At 59.9% G+C, this 22140-nt stretch carries 21 protein-coding genes; 14 read left to right on the top strand and 7 right to left on the bottom strand.

The window, feature by feature from the left end:
• Positions 1 to 20 precede the first annotated feature (20 nt).
• The 3 genes from ACQZ5N_RS01990 to ACQZ5N_RS02000 form a co-directional block, all read right to left on the bottom strand.
• Positions 21 to 950, bottom strand: coding sequence for a DMT family transporter (locus ACQZ5N_RS01990; RefSeq protein WP_448731916.1), 930 nt, complete (start codon positions 948 to 950; stop codon positions 21 to 23).
• Positions 951 to 1043: 93 nt separating this feature from the next.
• Entirely contained in the window at positions 1044 to 1778 is a 735-nt protein-coding gene (locus ACQZ5N_RS01995) for an AraC family transcriptional regulator (protein ID WP_448731917.1), read from the bottom strand.
• Positions 1779 to 1905: 127 nt separating this feature from the next.
• Positions 1906 to 2082, bottom strand: a complete 177-nt coding sequence (locus ACQZ5N_RS02000; RefSeq protein WP_003496171.1) for a hypothetical protein — start codon at positions 2080 to 2082, stop codon at positions 1906 to 1908.
• A gap of 241 nt (positions 2083 to 2323) precedes the next feature.
• Here ACQZ5N_RS02000 and ACQZ5N_RS02005 point away from each other — a divergent pair, with 241 nt between their 5' ends.
• Together ACQZ5N_RS02005 and ACQZ5N_RS02010 are read left to right on the top strand one after the other, a co-directional pair.
• Positions 2324 to 2893: an AAA family ATPase gene (locus ACQZ5N_RS02005; protein ID WP_448731918.1), complete on the top strand. Its 570-nt coding sequence runs from the start codon at positions 2324 to 2326 to the stop codon at positions 2891 to 2893.
• Positions 2894 to 2902: 9 nt separating this feature from the next.
• Positions 2903 to 3358, top strand: coding sequence for a type II toxin-antitoxin system RatA family toxin (locus ACQZ5N_RS02010; protein WP_269830882.1), 456 nt, complete (start codon positions 2903 to 2905; stop codon positions 3356 to 3358).
• Here the strand turns inward: ACQZ5N_RS02010 and ACQZ5N_RS02015 are convergent.
• Both ACQZ5N_RS02015 and ACQZ5N_RS02020 read right to left on the bottom strand, forming a co-directional pair.
• A complete protein-coding gene (locus ACQZ5N_RS02015; RefSeq protein ID WP_448731919.1) occupies positions 3340 to 3849 on the bottom strand; it encodes a CinA family protein in 510 nt (169 codons plus the stop codon). The two genes, ACQZ5N_RS02010 and ACQZ5N_RS02015, sit on opposite strands and share 19 nt — an antisense overlap.
• Positions 3846 to 5033 (bottom strand): bifunctional 2-C-methyl-D-erythritol 4-phosphate cytidylyltransferase/2-C-methyl-D-erythritol 2,4-cyclodiphosphate synthase, encoded by a 1188-nt coding sequence (locus tag ACQZ5N_RS02020; RefSeq protein ID WP_448731920.1) that lies wholly within the window; start codon positions 5031 to 5033, stop codon positions 3846 to 3848. The genes ACQZ5N_RS02015 and ACQZ5N_RS02020 overlap by 4 nt, the downstream gene beginning before the upstream one ends.
• A 276-nt stretch (positions 5034 to 5309) precedes the next feature.
• Between ACQZ5N_RS02020 and dusB the strand changes: the two genes are divergently transcribed.
• The 8 genes from dusB (at position 5310) to hflX (ending at position 16066) form a co-directional block, all read left to right on the top strand.
• Positions 5310 to 6326, top strand: a complete 1017-nt coding sequence (gene dusB, locus ACQZ5N_RS02025; RefSeq protein ID WP_448731921.1) for a tRNA dihydrouridine synthase DusB — start codon at positions 5310 to 5312, stop codon at positions 6324 to 6326.
• Complete coding sequence (locus ACQZ5N_RS02030) at positions 6323 to 7471, top strand: two-component system sensor histidine kinase NtrB (RefSeq protein WP_448731922.1); 1149 nt, start codon at positions 6323 to 6325, stop codon at positions 7469 to 7471. Before dusB ends, ACQZ5N_RS02030 begins: the two co-directional genes overlap by 4 nt.
• The gene (ntrC, locus tag ACQZ5N_RS02035; RefSeq protein ID WP_003521350.1) at positions 7468 to 8919 is read left to right on the top strand and encodes a nitrogen regulation protein NR(I); all 1452 of its coding nucleotides are present in this window, start codon (positions 7468 to 7470) and stop codon (positions 8917 to 8919) included. Before ACQZ5N_RS02030 ends, ntrC begins: the two co-directional genes overlap by 4 nt.
• A 150-nt stretch (positions 8920 to 9069) precedes the next feature.
• Positions 9070 to 11331 carry a sensor histidine kinase NtrY-like gene (locus tag ACQZ5N_RS02040; protein ID WP_003521349.1) on the top strand — a complete coding sequence of 754 codons (2262 nt, stop codon included), beginning with the start codon at positions 9070 to 9072 and terminating at the stop codon, positions 11329 to 11331.
• The gene (gene ntrX / locus ACQZ5N_RS02045; protein ID WP_003521348.1) at positions 11321 to 12685 is read left to right on the top strand and encodes a nitrogen assimilation response regulator NtrX; all 1365 of its coding nucleotides are present in this window, start codon (positions 11321 to 11323) and stop codon (positions 12683 to 12685) included. The genes ACQZ5N_RS02040 and ntrX overlap by 11 nt, the downstream gene beginning before the upstream one ends.
• 48 nt (positions 12686 to 12733) lie before the next feature.
• On the top strand, positions 12734 to 14110 hold the full coding sequence (gene trkA / locus ACQZ5N_RS02050) for a Trk system potassium transporter TrkA (protein ID WP_448731923.1): 1377 nt from the start codon (positions 12734 to 12736) through the stop codon (positions 14108 to 14110).
• Between the two features lie 184 nt (positions 14111 to 14294).
• The gene (gene hfq, locus ACQZ5N_RS02055; protein ID WP_003496145.1) at positions 14295 to 14537 is read left to right on the top strand and encodes an RNA chaperone Hfq; all 243 of its coding nucleotides are present in this window, start codon (positions 14295 to 14297) and stop codon (positions 14535 to 14537) included.
• Positions 14538 to 14629: 92 nt separating this feature from the next.
• Positions 14630 to 16066, top strand: coding sequence for a GTPase HflX (gene hflX / locus ACQZ5N_RS02060; protein ID WP_448731924.1), 1437 nt, complete (start codon positions 14630 to 14632; stop codon positions 16064 to 16066).
• A 218-nt stretch (positions 16067 to 16284) separates the two neighbouring features.
• Here hflX and mazG read toward each other — a convergent pair whose 3' ends face one another.
• Positions 16285 to 17130: a nucleoside triphosphate pyrophosphohydrolase gene (gene mazG, locus ACQZ5N_RS02065; protein WP_448731925.1), complete on the bottom strand. Its 846-nt coding sequence runs from the start codon at positions 17128 to 17130 to the stop codon at positions 16285 to 16287.
• Positions 17131 to 17207: 77 nt separating this feature from the next.
• Positions 17208 to 17795 (bottom strand): deaminase, encoded by a 588-nt coding sequence (locus ACQZ5N_RS02070; RefSeq protein WP_448731926.1) that lies wholly within the window; start codon positions 17793 to 17795, stop codon positions 17208 to 17210.
• 263 nt (positions 17796 to 18058) lie between these two features.
• Between ACQZ5N_RS02070 and cysG the strand changes: the two genes are divergently transcribed.
• The 4 genes from cysG to ACQZ5N_RS02090 are packed head-to-tail and all read left to right on the top strand — an operon-like array spanning position 18059 to position 22025.
• Entirely contained in the window at positions 18059 to 19522 is a 1464-nt protein-coding gene (gene cysG / locus ACQZ5N_RS02075; protein WP_448731927.1) for a siroheme synthase CysG, read from the top strand.
• On the top strand, positions 19515 to 19829 hold the full coding sequence (locus tag ACQZ5N_RS02080) for a DUF2849 domain-containing protein (protein WP_003521341.1): 315 nt from the start codon (positions 19515 to 19517) through the stop codon (positions 19827 to 19829). The genes cysG and ACQZ5N_RS02080 overlap by 8 nt, the downstream gene beginning before the upstream one ends.
• Before the next feature lie 8 nt (positions 19830 to 19837).
• Positions 19838 to 21508 (top strand): nitrite/sulfite reductase, encoded by a 1671-nt coding sequence (locus tag ACQZ5N_RS02085; protein WP_003521340.1) that lies wholly within the window; start codon positions 19838 to 19840, stop codon positions 21506 to 21508.
• A 10-nt stretch (positions 21509 to 21518) separates the two neighbouring features.
• Positions 21519 to 22025, top strand: a complete 507-nt coding sequence (locus tag ACQZ5N_RS02090; protein ID WP_448731928.1) for a DUF934 domain-containing protein — start codon at positions 21519 to 21521, stop codon at positions 22023 to 22025.
• Positions 22026 to 22140 lie beyond the last annotated feature (115 nt).

Consider the following 22140-nt stretch of genomic DNA (forward strand, 5'->3'; position numbering starts at 1 on the left):
TGTTCCCAGCCTTCAACCCATCACACCACAACCTTCTCCGGCCTATGCGCCCGCATGCACAAGATCACGCTCAGCACCACCGAACAGATCGCCACGATCTCGACAATGGTCGGCCCGCGCCCTTCCCATAAAAAACCGTAAAGCAGCGCAAACAGCGTTTCGAACAGGATCATCTGCCCGACCATGGTGAGCGGCAGAAGGCGGCTCATGCGGTTCCATAAGGCATTGCCGAGAATGGAAGCGGTGAAACCAAGCCCGGCTGCAACAGCCACAAAATGCAGCCAGTCGCCTGAACTATGGCTTTCGCCGCCAAAGCCAAAGGCTGGGATGGCAAGCAGCAGCGCAAGCCCGCCGGTTACGACACCGGTCATCATGTTCCAGTCATCGGCGCTGACATCATGAAGACGGGAGAGCCAGCGGGCATTACCCACGGCAAAGGCCGTCCATGACGCCAGCGCACCGAGCGCACAGGCAAGCCCGATGACGCGAGAGACATCGAGCCCCGCATCGTTTTCCGTCAGCGACTGCCAGGAAATGCCGATAATCCCCATCGCGCCGAAGGCGAGCGACGGCCACAGCCGCTTCAGCGACACCGCGCCGTGATCGCGGCTGCCGATGATGGTGACGGCGACCGGCAGGAAACCGATGATAATGGAGGTGAAGGCGACCCCGCTCAGCTTCACCGCCGTCGATATGAAGACATAATAGGCGATGTTGCCGATCATGCTCAGCCAGCCGAGCGCTATCCATTCCCGCGCGCCAAAATGGGTCGACACGCGTTTCAGGCGCGGTCCGATGATGATGAGGGAAATCAGCCCATAGGTGAGATAACGCGCCGTCGACAGTTGCAGGGCGGAAAAATCCGGCACGAGTTTGGGAGCGAGAAAAATCCCACCCCAGAGCGCACCCGCCAACATGCCGTAAAAAACACCGAGACCTGTTCTGTTCATGTCATTCACATCCGCATTCACATTTGCCTGCGATGTGCCACAGCCCTCTGCGGCTGTCTTGACAAAAACTCCTGACCGGATGTGCTGGCGGTTTTAATGAATCCCGTAGGTCCGACGGTAGGCTGCGGGCGTTTCACCCAATGCATTGCGCATGGCGCGCGTCAGTGCTGTCTGGTCGGAAAAACCGGCCCGCAAGGCGATCTCGGCAATTGGCAGGGTGGAATTGCTGAGCAATGCGCAGACCTTGTCCATGCGCAACCCGGCCAGCCAGCGGTGAGGCGGGAGGCCGAATTCTTCGAGAAACAGCGCATGCAGGCGGCTGTCGCTGATCGTCACGCAGGAGGCGAGCATCTCGATGGTCCAGGGGAAGAACGGTTCCGCCCTGATAAGTGCAACGAGCCTGTGCAGGCGTTGGCGGATGTCGGCTTTCTCATTGGCAAGGCTGTCGACCAGGAGCGGCGCCCACAGGCCGGCAATATCGTCGCGTCGCCCCTCTGTTCCGATGACGCCGCGCATATAGGCGATCAATTGCCGCGTATCCTGTGCTATGTCGAGAAACGGCGAATGGGCGAATTTCTCGAGCACTTGCTCGGGAAGGGCGCCTTCATCGATATCGACCACCAGCGAGTGGTTGCTTGCCGTCGCTTCCTGGGTGTGCGGTGCATCGCGATGGATGAACACGCCGCGTCCGGTCGACAATTCGTCCTGCCGTCCCGCCACATCGATCAGCAGACGCCCGGAGACCGGAAGAACGATCTGAACGAAGCCATGCCGTTCCTTCGGTCTTTCTTCCCTGTAGGTTCTGATATCGGCGGATGCGGCTGTCATGACGCTGTCGTTTCCATTGTGCAAAGAAATGGCCGCCTCGAAAAAGCGGCCAGTTCATTGTTTGATTATGACATCGTCTTGAAGATTGGGCCAGTCGGCTTTATCGGTCGGCTCTGCGCGCCGGCAATTAACAGTCTTCCTTGGCGGTCGATTCGCCGCGTTTGCGCTTGCGCAGAACCGGCTTGTTCTCTCTCGCCTCGCATTTCGCGACGTCGATGAGATAGGCAAGCACCGGCATGCCGTTCATCGATGCGAGTTGCTTGGCGGATTCGAGAAGGTTGATGATGTTGGAAAAATCGTCCATCGGCTCACTCAGTGGCTCAAAGCGGTTATATGTCGGGTCTGAACCCAAGGATGAATACGCTGGGTGAAATCGGGAGCTTCCAGCGCCGTTGCATCCAATGGGTGTAATATTAGTCGCAAATAAATAGCAATCCCTGCGACGGGGTTACAATAGTCAATTTTCCGTAACTGTCATGCGCGGCGAAGATATCGCTACGAGGCGATGGCAGAAAAATATCCAGCAGTCAGATGAGGTTTCTGAAATGCCAAACTATCTTCACAGGGTGGAAGATGCTGCTGCGATCATCGCCGGGGCGCAGCGAATCATGGTCGTGGGCTGTTCCGGCGGCGGCAAGTCGACGCTTTCGCAGAAGCTCGCGCGCAATTTCGGACTTCGCTACATCTCCATGGATCGCGATGTTTTCTGGCTGCCTGGCTGGCAGGTGCGCCCGCGCGACGAGCAGCGAGAGAGGATAGCCACCATCATTACCGAGGAGCGCTGGCTGATGGACGGCAGCAATCCGTCGTCTTTCGATATACGGCTGCCGCGATCCCACATCGTTTTGTGGGTGCGCATGCAGCGCTGGCTCTGCCTGTGGGGCGCCGTCAGCCGGGCAATCAAGGGGTATGGCAAGGCCCGCCCGGAAATGGCGGAGGGGTGTCCTGAAAGAATAGACATCGAATTCCTGCGCTATATCTGGAATTTCGAGCGGCGCCATACGCCGATCTTCGAGCAGAATTTCGCGCTTTATGGTCCTGATGTGCCGGTATTCCAGCTGAAAAGCCGAAAACAGTTTCGCCGCCTTCTTGATCTTCTGCGTATCGAGGATTAACTGCCGCTCATGCCACAGTTCGAAACGCATCGCCACGTCAAACACTCGCCCGACCGCATGTACGACCTCGTCGCCGATGTGGAGAAATATCCGCAGTTTCTGCCCCTTTGCGAGGCGCTCACCGTCCGTTCGCGCAAGGAGCGCGATGGCAAGGTGCTGCTGGTGGCGGATATGACGGTGGGCTACAAGGCCATTCGCGAAACCTTCACCACGCAGGTGCTGCTGAACCCGGCCGAGCGCGCCATCGACGTGAAATATATCGACGGCCCGTTCAAATATCTCGACAATCGCTGGCGTTTCGAGGCCTCGGACGAGGGCGGCTCAGCCATTCATTTCTTCATCGATTACGAATTCAAGAACCGTCTGCTCGGCGCGGTCATGGGGTCGATGTTCGACCGGGCCTTCCGCATGTTCGCAGAAGCCTTCGAAACGCGTGCCGACAAAATTTATACGGACCCGGTCTGATTGAGGGCTATCAGCATCTCAAGCGCGGTCCTCACCGTCGCAAGCCGGATTTCGGTGCGGCCGATATCTCCGTAACGCATTTCCTTATGCAGGCTACCGCCATTGCGCGCTCTGGCGGCCAGATGCACCAGCCCCACCGGCTTGTCGGGGGAGCCGCCACCCGGGCCGGCAATACCGGTTACCGCCACCGCAAAATCCGCCCGTGAACGGAAGAGGGCGCCATGCGCCATCTGCAACGCTGTCTGTCGGGATACCGCGCCGAAATTCGCCAGTGTTTCGGCGCCAACGCCCAGCATGTCCATCTTGGCTTCATTGGTATAGGTGACAAAACCACGGTCAACGACAGCGGAGGAGCCGGCAATCTCCGTCAGGGCACCGGCGATCAGGCCGCCAGTGCAGCTTTCCGCGGTCGAGACCATGAAACCATGCGCGGTGAAATCGGCAATGATCTGCCGCGCCAACTCTTCTATGTCGCCGGGAAAAAGGCTCATAAAGGTCTGCCCCTGTAGACGACGGTAGCGGTGGCGATTGCAGCGATGCCTTCCCGGCGGCCGACGAAACCGATGGTCTCATTGGTCGTCGCCTTGACAGAGCAGCGCTCCAGCGCGATGCCCAGCATGTCCGAGAGTGCTTCGCGCATGGCCTGCCGGTGCGGGCCGATGCGCGGAGCTTCCGCAATCAGCGAGACATCGGCATTCATGATCGTGCCGCCATTGTCGCGCACCACTTTGGCCGCATGTTCGAGGAAGATGCGCGAGGGGGCACCCTTCCATTGCGGATCGGACGGCGGGAAGTGATCGCCGATATCGCCCGCGCCACAGGTGGCGAGCAGCGCATCCGTCAGCGCATGCAAAGCCACATCCGCATCCGAATGACCTTTGAGTTTCTGGTCGTGTTCGATGAAGACGCCGCACAGCGTCACGCCGTCGCCGGCCTCCAGCTGATGCACGTCGTAACCATTGCCGGTGCGCACGTCCGGCAATCCGTGGGAAAGCTTTTCATCGGCCATGGCGATATCCCGCTTGAGAGTGAGTTTTACATTGTCGACCGAACCTTCGGTCAACGTCACCGTCAGTCCCGCCCATTCGGCAATCGAAGCATCATCGGTAAAATCGGATTTTCCGGAGGCGGCAGCGGCGCGGTGCGCGGCGAGAATATCGCCGTAGCCGAAACTCTGCGGTGTCTGTGCGGCATAAAGCCCCTGCCGGGAAACCGTTTCCATGACGCGACCATCCGAACCGCGTTTCAGCGTGTCGGTGACGGAGAGGGCAGGGAGAACGCCGCTGGCGCCGGCCCGGTGCAGGGCGACAATGCGTTCCAGCATATCCACGGGAACGAAAGGCCGCACGGCATCATGGATCATCACATGTGTCAGCTCTTCCGAGGCGAGCGCTTCCAGCCCGGCAAGCACCGATTGCTGGCGTGTCGCACCGCCCGTGACGGTAACGATCCGCTCGCCGGTATCAAGCCGCTGGAGGATTGGCGACAGCAGTGCAGCATCGTCGGCATGACTGACGATCACGATGGGGAAGGCATGATCCCAGTCGAGGAATGTCGACAATGTATGCTCGATCACGGCCCTGCCTCCGATAGGGCGATATTGTTTCGGCCCTTCCTCGGGGGAGCCTGCCCTTTCGCCGCGTCCTGCGGCGACGATGACGATGCCGAGTTTCATAGTACTTTCCTGCATTGGTCTTATGCTTTGCGCGCAACCCTTAGCGGTTGACAGTCCTGCTCTAGCGTTTCAAAACCCGGATGGCCAGCCCGATATGACGCGCATTCGCCCCTGCATGCCGCAGGATCAGCCACCATTGCGTGTTCGAACCTGCACAAATTGCTGCCGACAGCAAAACAGGCAGGCAGTCGCCCAGCAAATAAAAGGTGCAACCCTCTAAAAGTGCTTGGCAACTGCACAAACACTGTCTAAAAATAATGCAAATAACCCTTCTGCATGAAAGATCATCAATTGCATCTTCCGGAGTTGTCAGAACCGTTCAGCATCGGCTCAGTCACGATCCGTAATCGTGCCGTGCTGGCGCCCATGTCGGGCGTGACGGATCTGCCGTTCCGGCAGCTTGCCTGGCGTTATGGCGCGGGCCTTGTCGTTACGGAAATGGTGGCAAGCCGCGAACTCGTCGCCAATCGCGGGGAATCCTGGGCGCGGCTGAAAAATGCCGGCATGGTTCCGCATATGGTGCAGCTTGCTGGACGCGAGGCGCATTTCATGGCCGAGGCGGCGAAGATCGCGGCCGATAACGGCGCTGGAATCATCGATATCAATATGGGCTGTCCAGCCAAGAAGGTGACGGGTGGTTATTCCGGTTCGGCTTTGATGCGCGATCCCGATCATGCACTCTCGCTCATCGAGGCGACGGTCAATGCAGTCGACGTACCCGTGACGCTGAAGATGCGGCTCGGCTGGGATGAGAACACCATTAATGCGCCGGAGATCGCCCGCCGTGCCGAAGCCGCAGGCGTCCAGCTCATCACCATTCACGGCCGCACCCGCATGCAGTTTTACGAGGGGCGTGCGGATTGGGACGCCATCCACGCCGTGCGTGAGGTGATTTCCGTGCCGCTGATCGCCAATGGCGATGTGGAAACAGCCGAAGATGCGCGCGAAATCCTGCGCCGTTCGGGTGCGGATGCCGTCATGGTCGGTCGCGGCGCGCAGGGGCAGCCCTGGCTGCCGGCTGTGCTTGCCGGACATTCAGCGCCGTACCGCGACGATATTCCCGCCATCGCCATCGAACATTACGAGATGATGCTGGAATTTTATGGAAGGGAAGCCGGTCTCCGGCATGCCCGCAAACATCTTGGCTGGTATCTCGACCGTTTCGCACCAGAGATCGCCACGACTGACAAGGCTGAAATCATGACATCGCGTGACACGGCGGAAGTGGCGGATCTGCTGCGCTCCGCCCTTAGCGAAAATGCGGGCGAAGACGCCGCAAGGAAGGCCGCATGAGCGCTGACAAACACAGCCCGGCAGATGGAAACCCGCTTGCCATGGCGGTTCTGAACGCGGTGCAGAACCCTGTTATTCTGGTGGATGCCGAAGGTTTCATCGCCTTCGCCAATTGGGAAGCCGAAGCCTTTTTCGGGGCGAGCGCCTCCCATCTCGCGCGCTACCGCGTTTCCACCTTCATTCCCTTCGGCAGCCCGTTGCTCGCATTGATCGATCAGGTGCGGGAGCGCCGCGCGCCGGTCAACGAATATCGCGTCGATCTGAGTTCGCCGCGTCTTGGTCAGGACAAGCTGGTCGATCTTTACGTTGCGCCCGTTGTCAGCGAACCGGGATCGGTGGTGGTCGTCTTCCAGGAAAGGTCGATGGCCGACAAGATCGACCGGCAGCTGACGCATCGCGCTGCGGCACGCTCTGTCACCGGCCTTGCCTCCATGCTCGCCCATGAGATCAAGAACCCGCTGTCCGGTATTCGCGGCGCTGCCCAACTGCTGGAGACGTCGGTTGCCGATGAAGACCGGGCGCTGACGCGGCTGATCTGCGACGAGACCGACCGCATCGTCTCGCTGGTCGATCGCATGGAGGTGTTTTCCGACGAGCGTCCGGTGGATCGCGTGCCGGTCAACATCCATTCCGTGCTCGATCATGTGAAGGCCATCGCCAAGGCCGGCTTTGCCCGCAATATCAAGATTTCGGAGAATTACGACCCGTCGCTGCCGCCTGTTTATGCCAATCGCGACCAGCTGGTGCAGGTCTTTCTCAATCTGGTGAAGAATGCGGCGGAAGCCGTGGGCAATCAGCCGGATGGCGAGATCATCCTCACCACCGCCTATCGCCCCGGCATGCGGCTTTCGGTTGCCGGCAGCCGCGAGCGCATCTCGCTGCCGCTCGAATTCTGCGTGCATGATAATGGCCCGGGCGTTCCGGCCGATCTCCTGCCGCATCTTTTCGATCCCTTCATCACCACCAAGACGAATGGTTCGGGCCTTGGCCTGGCGCTTGTCGCCAAGCTGATCGGCGCCCATGGCGGCATTGTCGAATGCGACAGCCAGAACCACCGCACGACTTTCCGCGTATTGATGCCCGTCTCGCCGGAAGTGGCGTTCGACGACCGCACTTTGCCGAACACGACAGGAAATGACCTATGACAGCTACGATCCTCGTCGCCGATGATGATGCCGCAATCCGCACGGTGCTGAACCAGGCGCTGAGCCGCGCCGGTTATGACGTGCGCATTACCTCCAATGCCGCAACGCTCTGGCGCTGGGTTTCGGCAGGTGAGGGCGATCTTGTCGTGACCGATGTCGTGATGCCGGATGAAAACGCCTTTGACCTTCTGCCACGTATCAAGAAGGCCCGCCCGGACCTGCCGGTTCTGGTCATGAGTGCGCAGAACACCTTCATGACGGCGATCAAGGCCTCGGAAAAGGGCGCTTACGACTATCTGCCCAAGCCCTTCGACTTGACGGAACTGATCGCCATCATCGGCCGCGCCCTGTCGGAACCGAAGCGCAAGCCGGCGAAGCTCGATGACGACATGCAGGACGGCATGCCGCTCGTCGGCCGCTCTGCCGCGATGCAGGAAATCTACCGCGTTCTCGCCCGCCTGATGCAGACCGACCTGACGCTGATGATAACGGGCGAATCCGGTACGGGTAAGGAACTGGTGGCGCGTGCGCTGCATGATTACGGCAAGCGCCGCAACGGTCCCTTCGTCGCCATCAACATGGCCGCTATCCCGCGTGACCTCATTGAATCGGAACTCTTCGGCCATGAGAAGGGCGCCTTCACCGGTGCACAGAACCGCTCTACCGGCCGTTTCGAACAGGCTGAGGGTGGCACGCTGTTCCTCGATGAAATTGGCGACATGCCGATGGACGCCCAGACGCGCCTGCTGCGCGTGTTGCAGCAGGGCGAATATACGACGGTCGGCGGGCGCACGCCAATCCGCACCGATGTCCGCATCGTTGCTGCCACCAACAAGGACCTGAAGCAGTCGATCAATCAGGGTCTCTTCCGCGAAGACCTCTATTATCGCCTGAACGTCGTGCCGCTGCGCCTGCCGCCGCTGCGTGACCGCGCCGAGGATATTCCCGATCTGGTTCGCCACTTCATCCAGCAGGGCGAGAAGGAAGGTCTGGAAGGCAAGCGTTTCGAGAGCGAGGCGCTGGAGGTCATGAAGGCCTATGCCTGGCCTGGCAACGTGCGCGAGCTGGAAAACCTGATCCGTCGCCTGATGGCGCTTTACCCGCAGGAAGTCATCACCCGCGAGATCATCGAGCAGGAACTGCAATCGGATGTTCCCGACAGCCCTCTCGACAAGATGGCGGTTCGCACCGGTTCGCTCACCATTTCGCAGGCGGTGGAAGAAAATATGCGGGATTATTTCGCCAGTTTCGGCGATGGCCTGCCGCCGCCCGGCCTTTACGACCGCGTTCTGCGCGAACTCGAATATCCGCTGATTCTCGCGGCTCTGACCGCGACGCGCGGCAACCAGATCAAGGCCGCCGATCTTCTCGGCCTGAACCGCAATACGCTGCGCAAGAAAATCCGCGAGCTTGGCGTTTCCGTTTATCGCAGCTCCCGCCCAACCTGAGAATGTTGACAAGGCCGCATTTGTCGTTGCACTTTCGCCACATTGTGTTGCTTGAAAAACACTAGGAAGGAGAGAGATTCGCTGGTCTGAGGCGCGTCTCGCCTGACTTCAGAAATGTGGTGCTGGCTGGCCAGCGATTGGGAGTAGTGCATGCGGAAACCCGCCGCCGAAAACGCCGTTGCCGATGAAGCAGCGGGCATGGTGGTTGCCGATCGCAGGATGTCTTTCGCTTTGCCGGGGCTGGTGCTCGCCGGCGTCGCTCTCGTTTGCGCCATCCTCACCCTGTTCGTGCTTCTGGGCGTCACGCCAATCGCGCCGACATCGAACGTCGTCATCGCCTCCGTCGTCATCAATTCGATCTTCGTGATCGGCCTGATCTTCCTCATCGGGCGCGAAATCAACCGGCTGCTGAAAGCGCGTAAAAAGGGCAGGGCGGCTGCGCGTCTGCATGTCCGCATCGTCGTACTTTTCTCCATCGTGGCGATTACGCCCGCGGTGCTCGTCGCCATCTTCGCCAGCCTCACGCTGAATGTAGGCCTCGACCGCTGGTTTTCGCTGCGCACGCAGTCGATCGTCGATTCATCGAGCAATATCGCCCAGGCCTATATGATGGAGAATGCCGGTTATCTTCAGGGTCAGACCCTGTCGATGGCAACCGACCTCGACCGCAACCGTGCGCTTTTTTATCTGGATCGCACCGGCTTCGTCGATCTGATGACCCGTCAGGCCAAGGGACGCGGCCTTCTCGGCGCGTTTCTGGTGCAGGAGGACGGCGACGCCGTTGCTCAGGCCGACATCAAGACCGAAAAACCGCTTCCCGCCATACCGCATGACGCGCTTGAAAAGGCGGCCGCCGGCCAGCCGACGCTGATACCGCCCGGTATCACCAACCTCGTTGGCGCCATTATCAAGCTCGAAGGCATCAGCGGCACTTTCCTTTACACGGTGCGCGCGGTCGATCCCAAGGTGATGAGCGCGATGCGGCTGATGGAAGAGAACCGCGCCGAATACAAGGCGATGGAGGCAGGCCGCGCGCCGCTGCAAATCGCCTTTGCGATCCTCTATCTCGGTTTCGCGCTGATCGTGCTTCTCGCCGCCATCTGGACGGCGATTGCGGTGGCCGACCGTATCGTGCGGCCGATCCGTCTCCTCATCAGTGCGGCAGACAGTGTCGCCACCGGCAACATGCATGTGCTGGTTCCCGTCCGCGCCGTCGATGGTGACGTTGGCCGCCTGTCGCGCACCTTCAACAAGATGGTCTCGGAACTGCGCAGCCAGCAGGAACAGATCATCGAGGCCAAGGACGATATTGACGACCGCCGCCGCTTCATCGAGGCCGTGCTGTCAGGCGTTACCGCCGCCGTCATCGGTGTCGATGAGAACCGCAGGATCACCATCGTCAATCCGTCGGGCGAAGAATTCCTGGCGCAGACATCCGAGCAGCTTATCGGCGCGCAATTGTCGGAGATAGCGCCCGAAATCGAACAGGTCGTCAACGAGGCCAATACCTGGTCACGTGGCAATTTTCGCAAGCAGATCAACATCATGCGGCGCGGCAAGGAACGGACGCTCAATGTGCAGGTGACCCGTGAGGACGCCCGTGACAGCCGTGACAGCTACGTTATCACCCTCGATGACATCACCGATCTCGTCATCGCCCAACGTTCGACCGCATGGTCGGATGTGGCGCGGCGCATCGCGCATGAGATCAAGAACCCGCTGACGCCGATCCAGCTTTCCGCTGAGCGCATCAAGCGCCGTTTCGGCAAGCAGATCGACGAGAGCGACCGCGCCGTTTTCGACCAGTGTACGGACACCATCGTCCGGCAGGTCGGCGATATCGGCCGGATGGTGGACGAATTCTCCGCTTTTGCGCGTATGCCGAAGCCGACGAAGGAAAAGTCGGATCTGCGGGCGATCCTGAAGGATGCGGCGTTCCTCAGGGAAATCAGCGCCGCCGATACGAAGTTTGCGACGGAACTGGGTGATATCCCGCTGGAGGGCATGTTCGATGCCCGTATGCTGGGTCAGGCCTTCGGCAATCTCATCAAGAATGCGACGGAAGCCATCGAGGCGGTGGAAGGCGAAAAGCGGCCGGGTAAAATTCTGGTGCGCGCCGCTTTTGACGAAGCCAATTCGCGTTTCGTGGCTGACATCATCGACAATGGCCGCGGCCTGCCCGTCGAGAACCGTCACCGCATTCTCGAACCCTATATGACAATGCGGGACAAGGGCACGGGCCTCGGCCTCGCCATCGTCAAGAAAATCATCGAAGAGCATGGCGGGTATCTGGAGCTCCACGATGCCCCGCCGGAGTTCGATCACGGCCACGGCGCCATGATCAGAGTGCTGCTGCCCTATATCGAGGCGGTCGGCGGCGAAAATAACAAGGAAGCAGCATATGGCGTCTGATATTCTGGTCGTGGATGACGAGGCGGACATTCGCGAAATCGTAGCGGGCATTCTTTCCGACGAGGGCCACGAGACCCGCATGGCGTTCGACAGTGACAGCGCGCTGGCCGCCATTTCGGAGCGCGTGCCGCGTCTGATCTTTCTCGATATCTGGATGCAGGGCTCTAAGCTCGACGGTCTGGCGCTGCTGGATGAGATCAAGAGCCGCCATCCCGAAATCCCGGTGGTCATGATTTCCGGTCACGGCAATATCGAAACCGCCGTCAACGCCATCAAGCGCGGCGCTTTCGACTTTATCGAGAAGCCGTTCAAGGCCGACCGCCTCATTCTGATCGCTGAGCGGGCGCTGGAAAACTCCAAGCTGAAGCGCGAGGTTCAGGAACTCAAGAAGCGTACCGGTGACGCGGTAGAACTCGTCGGCGCATCGCTTGCGGTGTCGCAGCTTCGTCAGACCATCGACCGGGTTGCACCCACCAACAGTCGCATCATGATCCTCGGCCCCTCCGGTTCCGGCAAGGAACTTGTGGCGCGCATGGTGCACAAGAAGTCCTCGCGTGCGAGCGGACCTTTCGTGGCGCTCAACGCCGCGACGATCACACCTGACCGCATGGAAATCGCGCTTTTCGGAACGGAGGGCCTTCCCGGACAACCGCGCAAGGTGGGCGCTCTGGAAGAAGCCCATCGCGGCGTGCTTTATCTCGATGAAGTCGGCGAAATGCCGCGCGAGACGCAGAACAAGATCCTGCGCGTGCTAGTCGATCAGCAGTTCGAGCGCGTTGGTGGCGGCAAGCGGGTGAAGGTGGATGTGCGTATCATTTCCTCGACCGCCCATCACCTCGAAAGCCTGATTGCCGAAGGCCAGTTCCGTGAAGATCTCTATCATCGCCTCGCCGTCGTGCCGGTGAAGGTGCCGGCGCTTTCCGAACGGCGTGAGGATATTCCTTTCCTCGTCGATATGTTCATGCGCCAGATTTCCGAGCAGGCCGGCATCCGTCCGCGCAAGATCGGCGACGACGCCATGGCCGTTCTCCAGACGCATGATTGGCCGGGCAATATCCGCCAGCTGCGCAACAATATCGAGCGGTTGATGATTCTCGCCCGTCCAGAAGGCGGTGAAGCGCCGATCTCGGCCGATATGCTGCCGTCGGATATTGGCGACATGCTGCCGAAGATTTCGGCGCAGGGCGATCAGCACATCATGACCCTGCCGCTGCGCGAAGCCCGTGAAATGTTCGAGCGCGACTATCTGATGGCGCAGATCAACCGCTTCGGCGGCAATATTTCGCGAACGGCGGAATTTGTCGGCATGGAACGGTCTGCACTGCATCGCAAACTGAAATCTCTCGGCGTATAAGGAAAGAAGGCACTTCGCCGTAACCGATTATTCCGTCAGAGAGACAGCATGAAAGTCATCATTTGCGGCGCAGGGCAGGTGGGTTACGGCATCGCCGAACAATTGTCGCGGGAAGACAATGAAGTATCGGTGATCGATACCGCCGCGCCGCTCATCACCGCCATTACCGAGACGCTGGATGTGCGCGGTTATGTCGGCCATGGCGCGCATCCCGACATGCTGGCCAAGGCCGGCGCCGACCAGGCCGACATGATCATCGCCGTGACCTTGCATGACGAGATCAATATCGTCGCCTGCGAGGTGGCGCATGCCCTGTTCAGCGTGCCGACCAAGATCGCCCGCATCCGCGACCAGAGCTATCTGAAGCCGGAATATGCCGATCTCTTCAGCCGCGAGAACATGTCCATCGACGTGACGATTTCGCCTGAAGTCGAAGTCGGCAAGATGGTGCTCCGGCGCATCGCCTTTCCGGGCGCAACGGATGTGGTGCGTTTCGCCGACGACACGATCTACATGCTGGCCATCGAATGCATGGAGGATTGCCCGGTGATCAACACACCGCTGCAGCAGCTCTCCAGCCTCTTTCCAGACCTCATCGCCACGGTGGTGGGCGTGTACCGGGATAGTATCCTCAAGGTGGCGCATTCTTCGGAACAGTTGCGAGTGGGTGACCTTGCCTATGTCATCTGCCAGCGCCAGCACGCCCGTCGCACCCTAAGCCTTTTCGGCCATGAGGAGCAGGAAGCGCAGCGCATCGTGATTGCCGGCGCCGGCAATATCGGCCATTTCGTCGCCCGCAAGATCGAGGAAATGCAGCCGAAAACGCGGGTGAAGATCATCGAGGCGGACCGCGACAGGGCGGTTGCCGCATCAGAACAGCTCAGCAATACCATCGTCATGCACGGCTCGGCGCTCGACCAGAAAATCCTGATGCAGGCCGATATTCAGGATGCCGATCTGATGGTCACGCTCACCAATAACGATCAGACCAATATTCTGGCCGCGGTGATTGCCAAGCAGCTCGGCTGCAAATCGAATCTGGCGCTTTTGAACAGTACGTCGTTCCACGACGTCGCCCGCTCTCTGGGGCTCGATGCCTATATCAACCCACGGGCCGTGACGATCTCCCGCGTGCTTCAGCACGTGCGCAAGGGTCGTATCCGCTCAGTCTATGCCGTCCAGCGCGGCTCGGCGGAGGTGATCGAGGCGGAAGCACTGGAGACGTCGCCGCTGGTCGGCCAGTCTTTCCGTGACATCGATATGCCGGAGGGTGTGCGCATCGGGGCGATCTATCGCGACGGCGTGGTGATCCGCCCGGATGGCAGCACGAAAATCAAGGCGAAGGACCGGGTCGTGCTGTTCGCATCCGCCGATGCGGTGCGCGACGTGGAACAACTTTTCCGTGTTTCGATACAATATTTTTGACTGTCCCGAATTGAAAATGTGGGTCAATACTCGTACTCATTCGGCTGTTTTGACCGTTGCGGAACGGAACACGATTTGATACCAGAGTTTGAGGCCGGCCAAGCGGGGGACAAGACTCGGCCGGCTTATTATTGATTGATTATTTTCCGGTATCCCTGCCGGCAAAAAAGAAAGAAGCGGCGCCATGGCGGAACGTTCTCAAAACCTTCAGGATCTCTTCCTCAATACCGTTCGTAAGCAAAAGATTTCGCTCACGATTTTCCTGATCAACGGCGTCAAGCTGACGGGCGTTGTCACCTCCTTCGACAATTTCTGCGTGCTTCTGCGCCGTGACGGTCATTCGCAGCTTGTTTACAAGCATGCGATCTCCACCATCATGCCCGGCCAGCCGATGCAGATGTTCGAAAGCGAAGAAGGCGCCGCCTGATCGGGCTTCCTCGACGGATATTCGACATAGACTGACCCGGACCGGGAACATTTTCCGTGCCGTCAGGTTAATCCCCATGGCCGCCCGCGCGGATGCGGTCGGCCGCAATCCTCTTTCTGGACAAGGCTGAACCCATTTCAACGCGCGACACCTCGAACGAATCGATTATTCCGGAGCAGGAAAAGCGCCGCGACGACATGCGTGCGGTCGTCCTCGTGCCGGTCCTCAAGCAGCGCGAAACCCGCGATGCGGCTGCCGGCCCGGCTGCCCCCGGCCGTTCGGTCGAAGCCAAGCTTGAGGAAGCAAAAGGACTGGCGCTCGCCATCGATCTGGAAGTGACGCAGGGTCTCATCGTTCCGGTGAACCAGCCGCGCCCCGCCACGCTGTTCGGAACCGGCAAGATCGAAGAAATCGGTCATCTTCTCGACGAGACCGATTCCGGCCTGGTGATCGTCGATCATCCTTTGACCCCGGTGCAGCAGCGCAATCTCGAAAAGCAGTGGAATTGCAAGGTCATCGACCGCACGGGCCTGATCCTTGAAATCTTCGGTCGCCGCGCCTCCACAAAGGAAGGCACGCTGCAGGTCGATCTTGCGCATCTGAACTACCAGAAGGGCCGCCTCGTCCGAAGCTGGACCCACCTTGAACGGCAGCGCGGCGGTGCGGGCTTCATGGGCGGTCCGGGTGAAACCCAGATCGAAGCCGACCGCCGGCTTTTGCAGGAACGCATCGTGAAGCTGGAGCGCGAGCTGGAGCAGGTGGTGCGCACGCGCCAGCTACACCGCGCGAAGCGCCGCAAGGTGCCGCATCCGATCGTCGCGCTGGTCGGTTACACCAATGCCGGCAAATCCACGCTGTTCAACCGCATCACCGGCGCCGGCGTTCTGGCGGAGGATATGCTGTTCGCTACGCTCGACCCGACCTTGCGCCGCATGAAGCTGCCACATGGCCGCACCGTCATCCTGTCCGATACAGTCGGTTTCATTTCCGACCTTCCAACGCATCTGGTCGCCGCTTTCCGCGCCACTCTGGAAGAGGTGCTGGAAGCCGATCTCGTTCTGCATGTGCGCGATATGTCCGATCCGGACAATGCCGCCCAGTCTGCGGATGTGCTGCGTATTCTCGGTGACCTCGGCATTGACGAGAAGGAAGCGGAAAAGCGCATCATCGAGGTCTGGAACAAGGTCGACCGTCTCGAGCCGGAAGCGCACGACGCGATCATGCAGCGTGCCGAGGGCCGTTCGGATATCCGCGCCGTTTCGGCCATCACGGGTGAGGGCGTCGATGCCCTGATGGACGAAATTTCAAAGCGTCTTTCCGGTGTCTTGACGGAAACGACGGTGCTTCTGTCCGTCGAGCAATTGCCGCTCATCTCCTGGATTTACAATAATTCCATCGTTGACGGTCGCGAAGACCATGAGGACGGATCGGTCGCGCTCGATGTGCGCCTTTCGGAAGCGCAAGCGGCCGAACTGGAACGGAAGCTTGGTAAAGTGACTATCCGCGAACGCGAGGACTGGGAGCGCTGAGCGCTCCTTGCATTGTCCCAAACTCTCTCCGTCATTCCGGCCTTGAGCCGGAATCCAGCCACGGCGCGTCTGCGCCGTGAGAAGAGTCTTTTGCGATCAAAGACTTGATCGCGCTGGACCCCGGACTAAATCCGGGGTGACGGTTGCGGATGCCAGATGCATTCGGCAGTCATAGTGGAAGTGCTGTGCCTTACCGGCTTCACTGCATATCCCTGCGATCAGGATGAAACCGTATCAAGCGAACGTTCGATGCGTTTCGCCGCCTGCCAGAGATCTTCCATTCTCTCGAGGCTCGCTTCTTCCAGCGTTTCGCCATTTTGGCTGAGCGACGTTTCGATGTGATTGAAACGTCTGCGGAATTTCGTGTTCGTACCGCGCAGCGCATCTTCCGGATCGGCTTTGACATGCCGGCCGATATTGACGAGGGCAAAAATGAGATCGCCGAGCTCGTCCGAAACCTTTTCCGGTTTTCCTTCCGCCAGCGCCTCACGCAGTTCGGCGATTTCCTCCTCGATCTTGTCGAGAATGGGAGCGGGGTTCGACCAGTCGAAACCGGCACGCGCTGCCTGTTCCTGCAGCTTCAGGGCCTCGGTCAGCGCCGGCTGGCTGCGCTGTACGCCGCCCAGAAAGCCGGCCTTGAAATCCTCGGTGATACCGCGTCGCGCGCGTCGCTCTGCACGCTCGCGTTTTTCTTCCGCCTTGATGCGATCCCATTGCAGTTTGACGCCGTCCGGCGTGTCGGCGTCGGATACGGCGAAGACATGGGGATGACGGCGGATCATCTTCGAGGTCACGGCCTGCACCACATCGCCGAAGGCGAATTCGCCCATCTCTTCGGCAATGCGGGCATGGAAAACCACCTGCAGCAGAAGGTCGCCCAGTTCTTCGCAAAGATCGTCCATATCCTTTCGCTCGATAGCGTCGGCAACTTCATAAGCCTCTTCGATGGTATAGGGCTTGATCGTCTCGAAGGTCTGCACGACATCCCAAGGGCAACCGGTTTCCGGCTGCCGCAGGGCTTCCATGATCTCGATCAGGCGGGAAATATCCTTCGAGGCTTCCATAGTGTCTCAAACCTTCGTTTTTTGTTTCTGCGCATCGCCCGGACGGAAAACCGCCACGCACCTCCCGCGGAAATGCTCTAGTTCAATGGAATGTCGTTGCCGCTCTTGGACGACTGGTAGCTGGTGGAAAGATCGTCATAGGCGGCCTTGATACGGGCCGTCTGCGCCTTCAGCGTGGATTTCAGCGGATCGTCTTCACCCTCCACCAGATCGGCGATGAAATACGAATTCCAGAAGGCATTGTTGCGGCGATAGCCGCCCGGTTCCAGTCCGAAAACTTCCTTGAGGATTTTCAGGTCGTGAGGGATCGCGAAAGCGTCGCGGGAATCCTCGTGGCTGAAGAAGGAGTAGAAATTATCGAAGCCGGCCCAGGTGATGGCGGACATGCACATGGTGCAGGGTTCGTGGGTGGAGAGAAAAATCAGCTCCTTCGTGTTCGGCTTTTCGCCCAGCTCGTAAAACCGCTTCAGCGTGTGCACTTCGCCATGCCAGAGCGGATTCTCCAGCTCGTTATTTGTCTCGGCGATCACCAGCGACAGGTCCGATTTGCGCAGGATCGCCGCACCGAAAACCTTGTTGCCAAGGCTGACGCCACGCGCCGTCAAGGGCAGGATATCGTGTTCGATGACATCGAGAAGGCGGGCGGCGATGGTGGGGCTGGTCAAGGGTCTGGTCCTTCGTGCCGCTCTAAGAAAAAGCGGTCTTCGCATGGGGAAATCGACAGTCGATGGTCGCTCCTTGTTCGGCGCGAGGACCCGCTTTGTCAAGGGATTGCGAGGGGATTCTCAGGGCTTGCGCGGGGTTGGAAAAGCATCGCCGGTTTGTTTTCCTCCAAAACCGGGGTCTTCGAGAAATAAAAATCCAGGTGCCGGAAAGGCTTGAATTTCTGTTTCTTCAATCTTGCACCGCAATGCGGGATATATGTCCAATGCACAACGAACATGATTTTTCCGCTGCTGGCGACCGCCTTTCAACCTTCCCCGCTTTCTTCCGGGTCGAGGGGCGGCAGGTTGCTGTTTTCGGAAATGGCGATGAAGCCTTCGCGAAGGTGAGGCTTCTCGCCAACACCAACGCGCATATCGTTGCCTATGCCGATCAGCCGGAAGCCGATTTTGCCCGTTATATCGGCGAAAACGGCATTGATCATCGGGCTTTGGCTTTCGCCGGTGCGTTGATCGAAGGCGCCACGCTGGTCTTCGCCGCTACCGGCGATGAGGCGCTGGACCGTGAGATCGTCACCGTCGCGCGCGCCGCGAAAATTCCCGCCAATGCGGTGGATCAGCCGGAATTCTGCGATTTTTTCACTCCGGCGCTCGTCGCCCGTGCGCCCGTCGCCGTGGCTATCGGCACGGAAGGGGCAGGGCCCGTTCTCGCCCAGATGATCCGCGCCCGCATCGACCAGATGCTGTCGCCGTCGCTTGGCAAGCTTGCGCGCCTTGCCGTGCAGTATCGTGATGCGGCCGAGCAGAACGTGCCGAAGGGCGCCTTGCGGCGCAATTTCTGGCGACGGTTCTTTTCAGGTGCAGTGGCGGATGCCGTCGCCGTTGGCGACACGCTCTCCGCCCGCCAGGCCGTCGACCGCCTGCTGCAATCGCCCGAACGCAGCGAAGGCCGTATCTGGCTCGTCGGCGCGGGACCGGGCGCTGAAGATCTGCTGACGCTGCGCGCGCAGCGCGTGCTGATGGAAGCCGATGTGATCGTTTACGATGCGCTTGTGCCGCAGGCGATTGTCGATATGGGCCGCCGCGATGCGGAGCGCCTCTCCGTCGGCAAGCGCAAGGGCTGCCACAGCAAATCGCAGGATGAGATCAACCGTCTGCTGGTGCGCCTCGGCAAAGATGGCAAGCGCGTCGTGCGCCTCAAATCCGGCGATCCGCTGGTCTATGGCCGGGCGGGCGAAGAAATGGCGGCGCTGCGCGAGGCCGGTATTGCCTATGAGATCGTGCCCGGCATCACGTCGGCCTTCGCCGCGGCTGCGGATTTCGAATTGCCGCTGACGCTGCGCGGTGTCGCTTCATCGCTGATTTTCACCACCGGCCACGATCTGGCCGGCGATGTCCTGCCAGATTGGGCCCGGCTTGCGGTTTCCGGCGCCACCATCGCCGTCTATATGGGCCGCAGTGTTGCTGCTTCGGTCGCGAAGCGGCTGATCGACGCGGGATTGGGTGTGGAAACCACCGTCGCCGTCATCGAAAACGCCAGCCGCGCGGATCGCCGCCTGCTGCATGGCACACTGAACGATCTGCCCGAGCTCGAACATCGCGATGAACTGACCGGACCGGTCATGGTCATCATCGGCGATGCTGTGGCGGGCGCCAATTTTGACAGGTCCGAGGCGCTTGCATCGTCAGTGCGGCCGGCGGATTTCAAACGGGAGTATGTAAATGGCTGACAAGGTTTTGACCGCCAACCGCCTGAGCGATGGCATCGCCGTCTGGCTCGATGCCAACGGGGAGTGGACGGAGAACCTGCAGGGCGCAATCGTTGCCCGCCATGCGGAGGCCGTCGCCTCGTTCGAGGAAATCGGCAAGCGGGATTTTTCCGCCAACAAGGTCGTCGATGTGGCCGTTATCGATGTCATCGAGGAGAACGGCAAGCTTTGGCCGACGCGTCTTCGCGAACGCATTCGCGCCGCCGGCCCCACCGTGCACTATGCCACCGGCTTCAAGCCGGCCGATGCAGCATTCATCGCAGTCTGAGGAAGAATATGTACCGTTACGACGAGTTCGATCACGCATTTGTTGAAGGCCGCGTGGCGCAGTTTCGCGATCAGGTCGAGCGCCGCCTTTCCGGCGAACTGGCCGAGGATGCGTTCAAGCCGCTGCGCCTGATGAACGGCGTCTATCTTCAGCTGCACGCCTATATGCTGCGCGTCGCCATTCCTTACGGCACGCTGAATTCGAAGCAGATGCGGATGCTGGCCCATATCGCCCGCAAATATGACCGGGGTTATGGCCACTTCACCACCCGTCAGAACATCCAGTACAATTGGCCGCGCCTCTCCGATACGCCGGATATCCTGTCCGAACTGGCGAGCGTGGAAATGCACGCGCTTCAGACGTCCGGCAACTGCATTCGCAACGTCACCGCCGATCATTTCGCCGGTGCGGCGGCCGATGAGGTCGCCGATCCACGTCCCTATGCGGAAATCCTGCGTCAGTGGTCTTCCGTGCACCCGGAATTCTCCTTCCTGCCGCGCAAGTTCAAGATCGCCGTCACCGGCGCCGAGCGCGACCGTGCCGCCATTCAGGTGCACGATATCGGCCTGCATCTGAAAAAGAACGACAAGGGTGAGATCGGGTTCGCCGTTTATGTCGGCGGCGGGCAGGGCCGCACGCCGATGATCGCCAAGAAAATCCGCGACTTCCTGCCGGAAGAGGACCTCTTGTCCTACACGACGGCGATCATGCGCGTTTATAACCTGCACGGCCGTCGCGACAACAAATACAAGGCGCGCATCAAGATCCTCGTGCATGAGACCGGCGCGGAAGAACTGGCCCGTCAGGTCGAGGTCGAATTCGCTGAACTCAAGAACACCGAGTTGAAGCTTCCGGATGCCGATATCGCGGCAATCACCGCTTATTTCGCGCCGCCGGCACTGAAGGACCGGCCGGAAGGCTGGGAAAGCCTGGCGCGCTGGAAGCGGGCCGATGAAGGCTTTGCCCGTTTTGTCGAGCAGAACGTCGCGCCGCACAAGCACCCGGACTATGGCATGGTGACGATTTCGCTGAAGCCGATCGGCGGCATTCCGGGCGATGCGACGGACGAGCAGATGGAACTCGTCGCCGATATCGCCGCGGAATATGCCTTCGACGAAATCCGTATCAGCCATGAGCAGAACATCATCCTGCCGCATGTGGCGCTGGCCGATCTCGAGCCGGTTTATCGCGCGCTGGTAGGCGCTGGCCTTGCGACCGCCAATGCCGGGCTGATCACCGATATCATTGCCTGTCCCGGGCTGGACTATTGCGCGCTCGCCAATGCGCGCTCCATTCCGGTGGCGCAGGAAATTTCAACCCGCTTCGGTTCGCCGGAGCGTCAGGCGGAAATCGGTGAGCTGAAGATCAAGATTTCCGGCTGCATCAATGCCTGCGGCCACCACCATGTCGGCCATATCGGCCTGCTGGGTGTGGAAAAGAAGGGCGCGGAACTCTACCAGATCACGCTTGGCGGATCGGGCGATGAGAACACCTCGATCGGTGAAATCATCGGCCGTGGCTTCGAGCCGGAAAAAGTCACCGACGCCATCGAAACCATCGTCGACACCTATCTCGGGCTTCGCCTTTCGAAGGAAGAAATCTTCCTCGAAGCCTATCGCCGCGTTGGACCGCAGCCATTCAAGGATGCGCTCTACGGTTCCGCTGCAGAAGCCGCCTGAGGAGAATGCCATGACGAAAATCTGGAACCGCGACGGCTTCGTGGAAAACGATCACTGGGTGATCGAAACGGAAGAAGTGAAAGCGACGGCGGAGCAGAAGCCGGTGCTCCCACTTGCCGATTTTCTGGTTCGTGCCGCCGAAAGCAACGATATCGGCCTCGGTGTTCTGATCACGCCCGCCGACGATGTGACGCGGCTCGGCCCCTATCTCGACCGTATCGACCTTGTCGCCGTAAGCTTCCCGGCCTTCAATGACGGTCGCGGGTTCAGCCACGCTTCGCTGCTGCGCAGCCGTCTCGGTTTTGCGGGCGAGGTGAGGGCGGTTGGCGACGTCCTGATCGATCAGGTGCCGTTGATGTTGCGCACCGGTTTCACCAGCTTTGCGGTAACGAACGGCACGGCCATCCGCCGCCTGTCCGAAAATCGCCTGCCGGAAATCCCGGTTTATTACCAGCCGACAGCCAAGCCGGCGAGCGGCGGTGAGGCCTATAGCTGGCGTCGTCGTGCGTCTCTATGACACGTTGCGTGGAAATATGAGTTTTTGATACATATTTCCTACGCACATGGCAGTATTGACATTCTCATGCCTTCAAACCGGAGCAAAAATGGTATAATTGCCCGGTCGGAGAATG

The sequence above is a fragment of the Agrobacterium sp. 22-221-1 genome, from assembly GCF_053522445.1.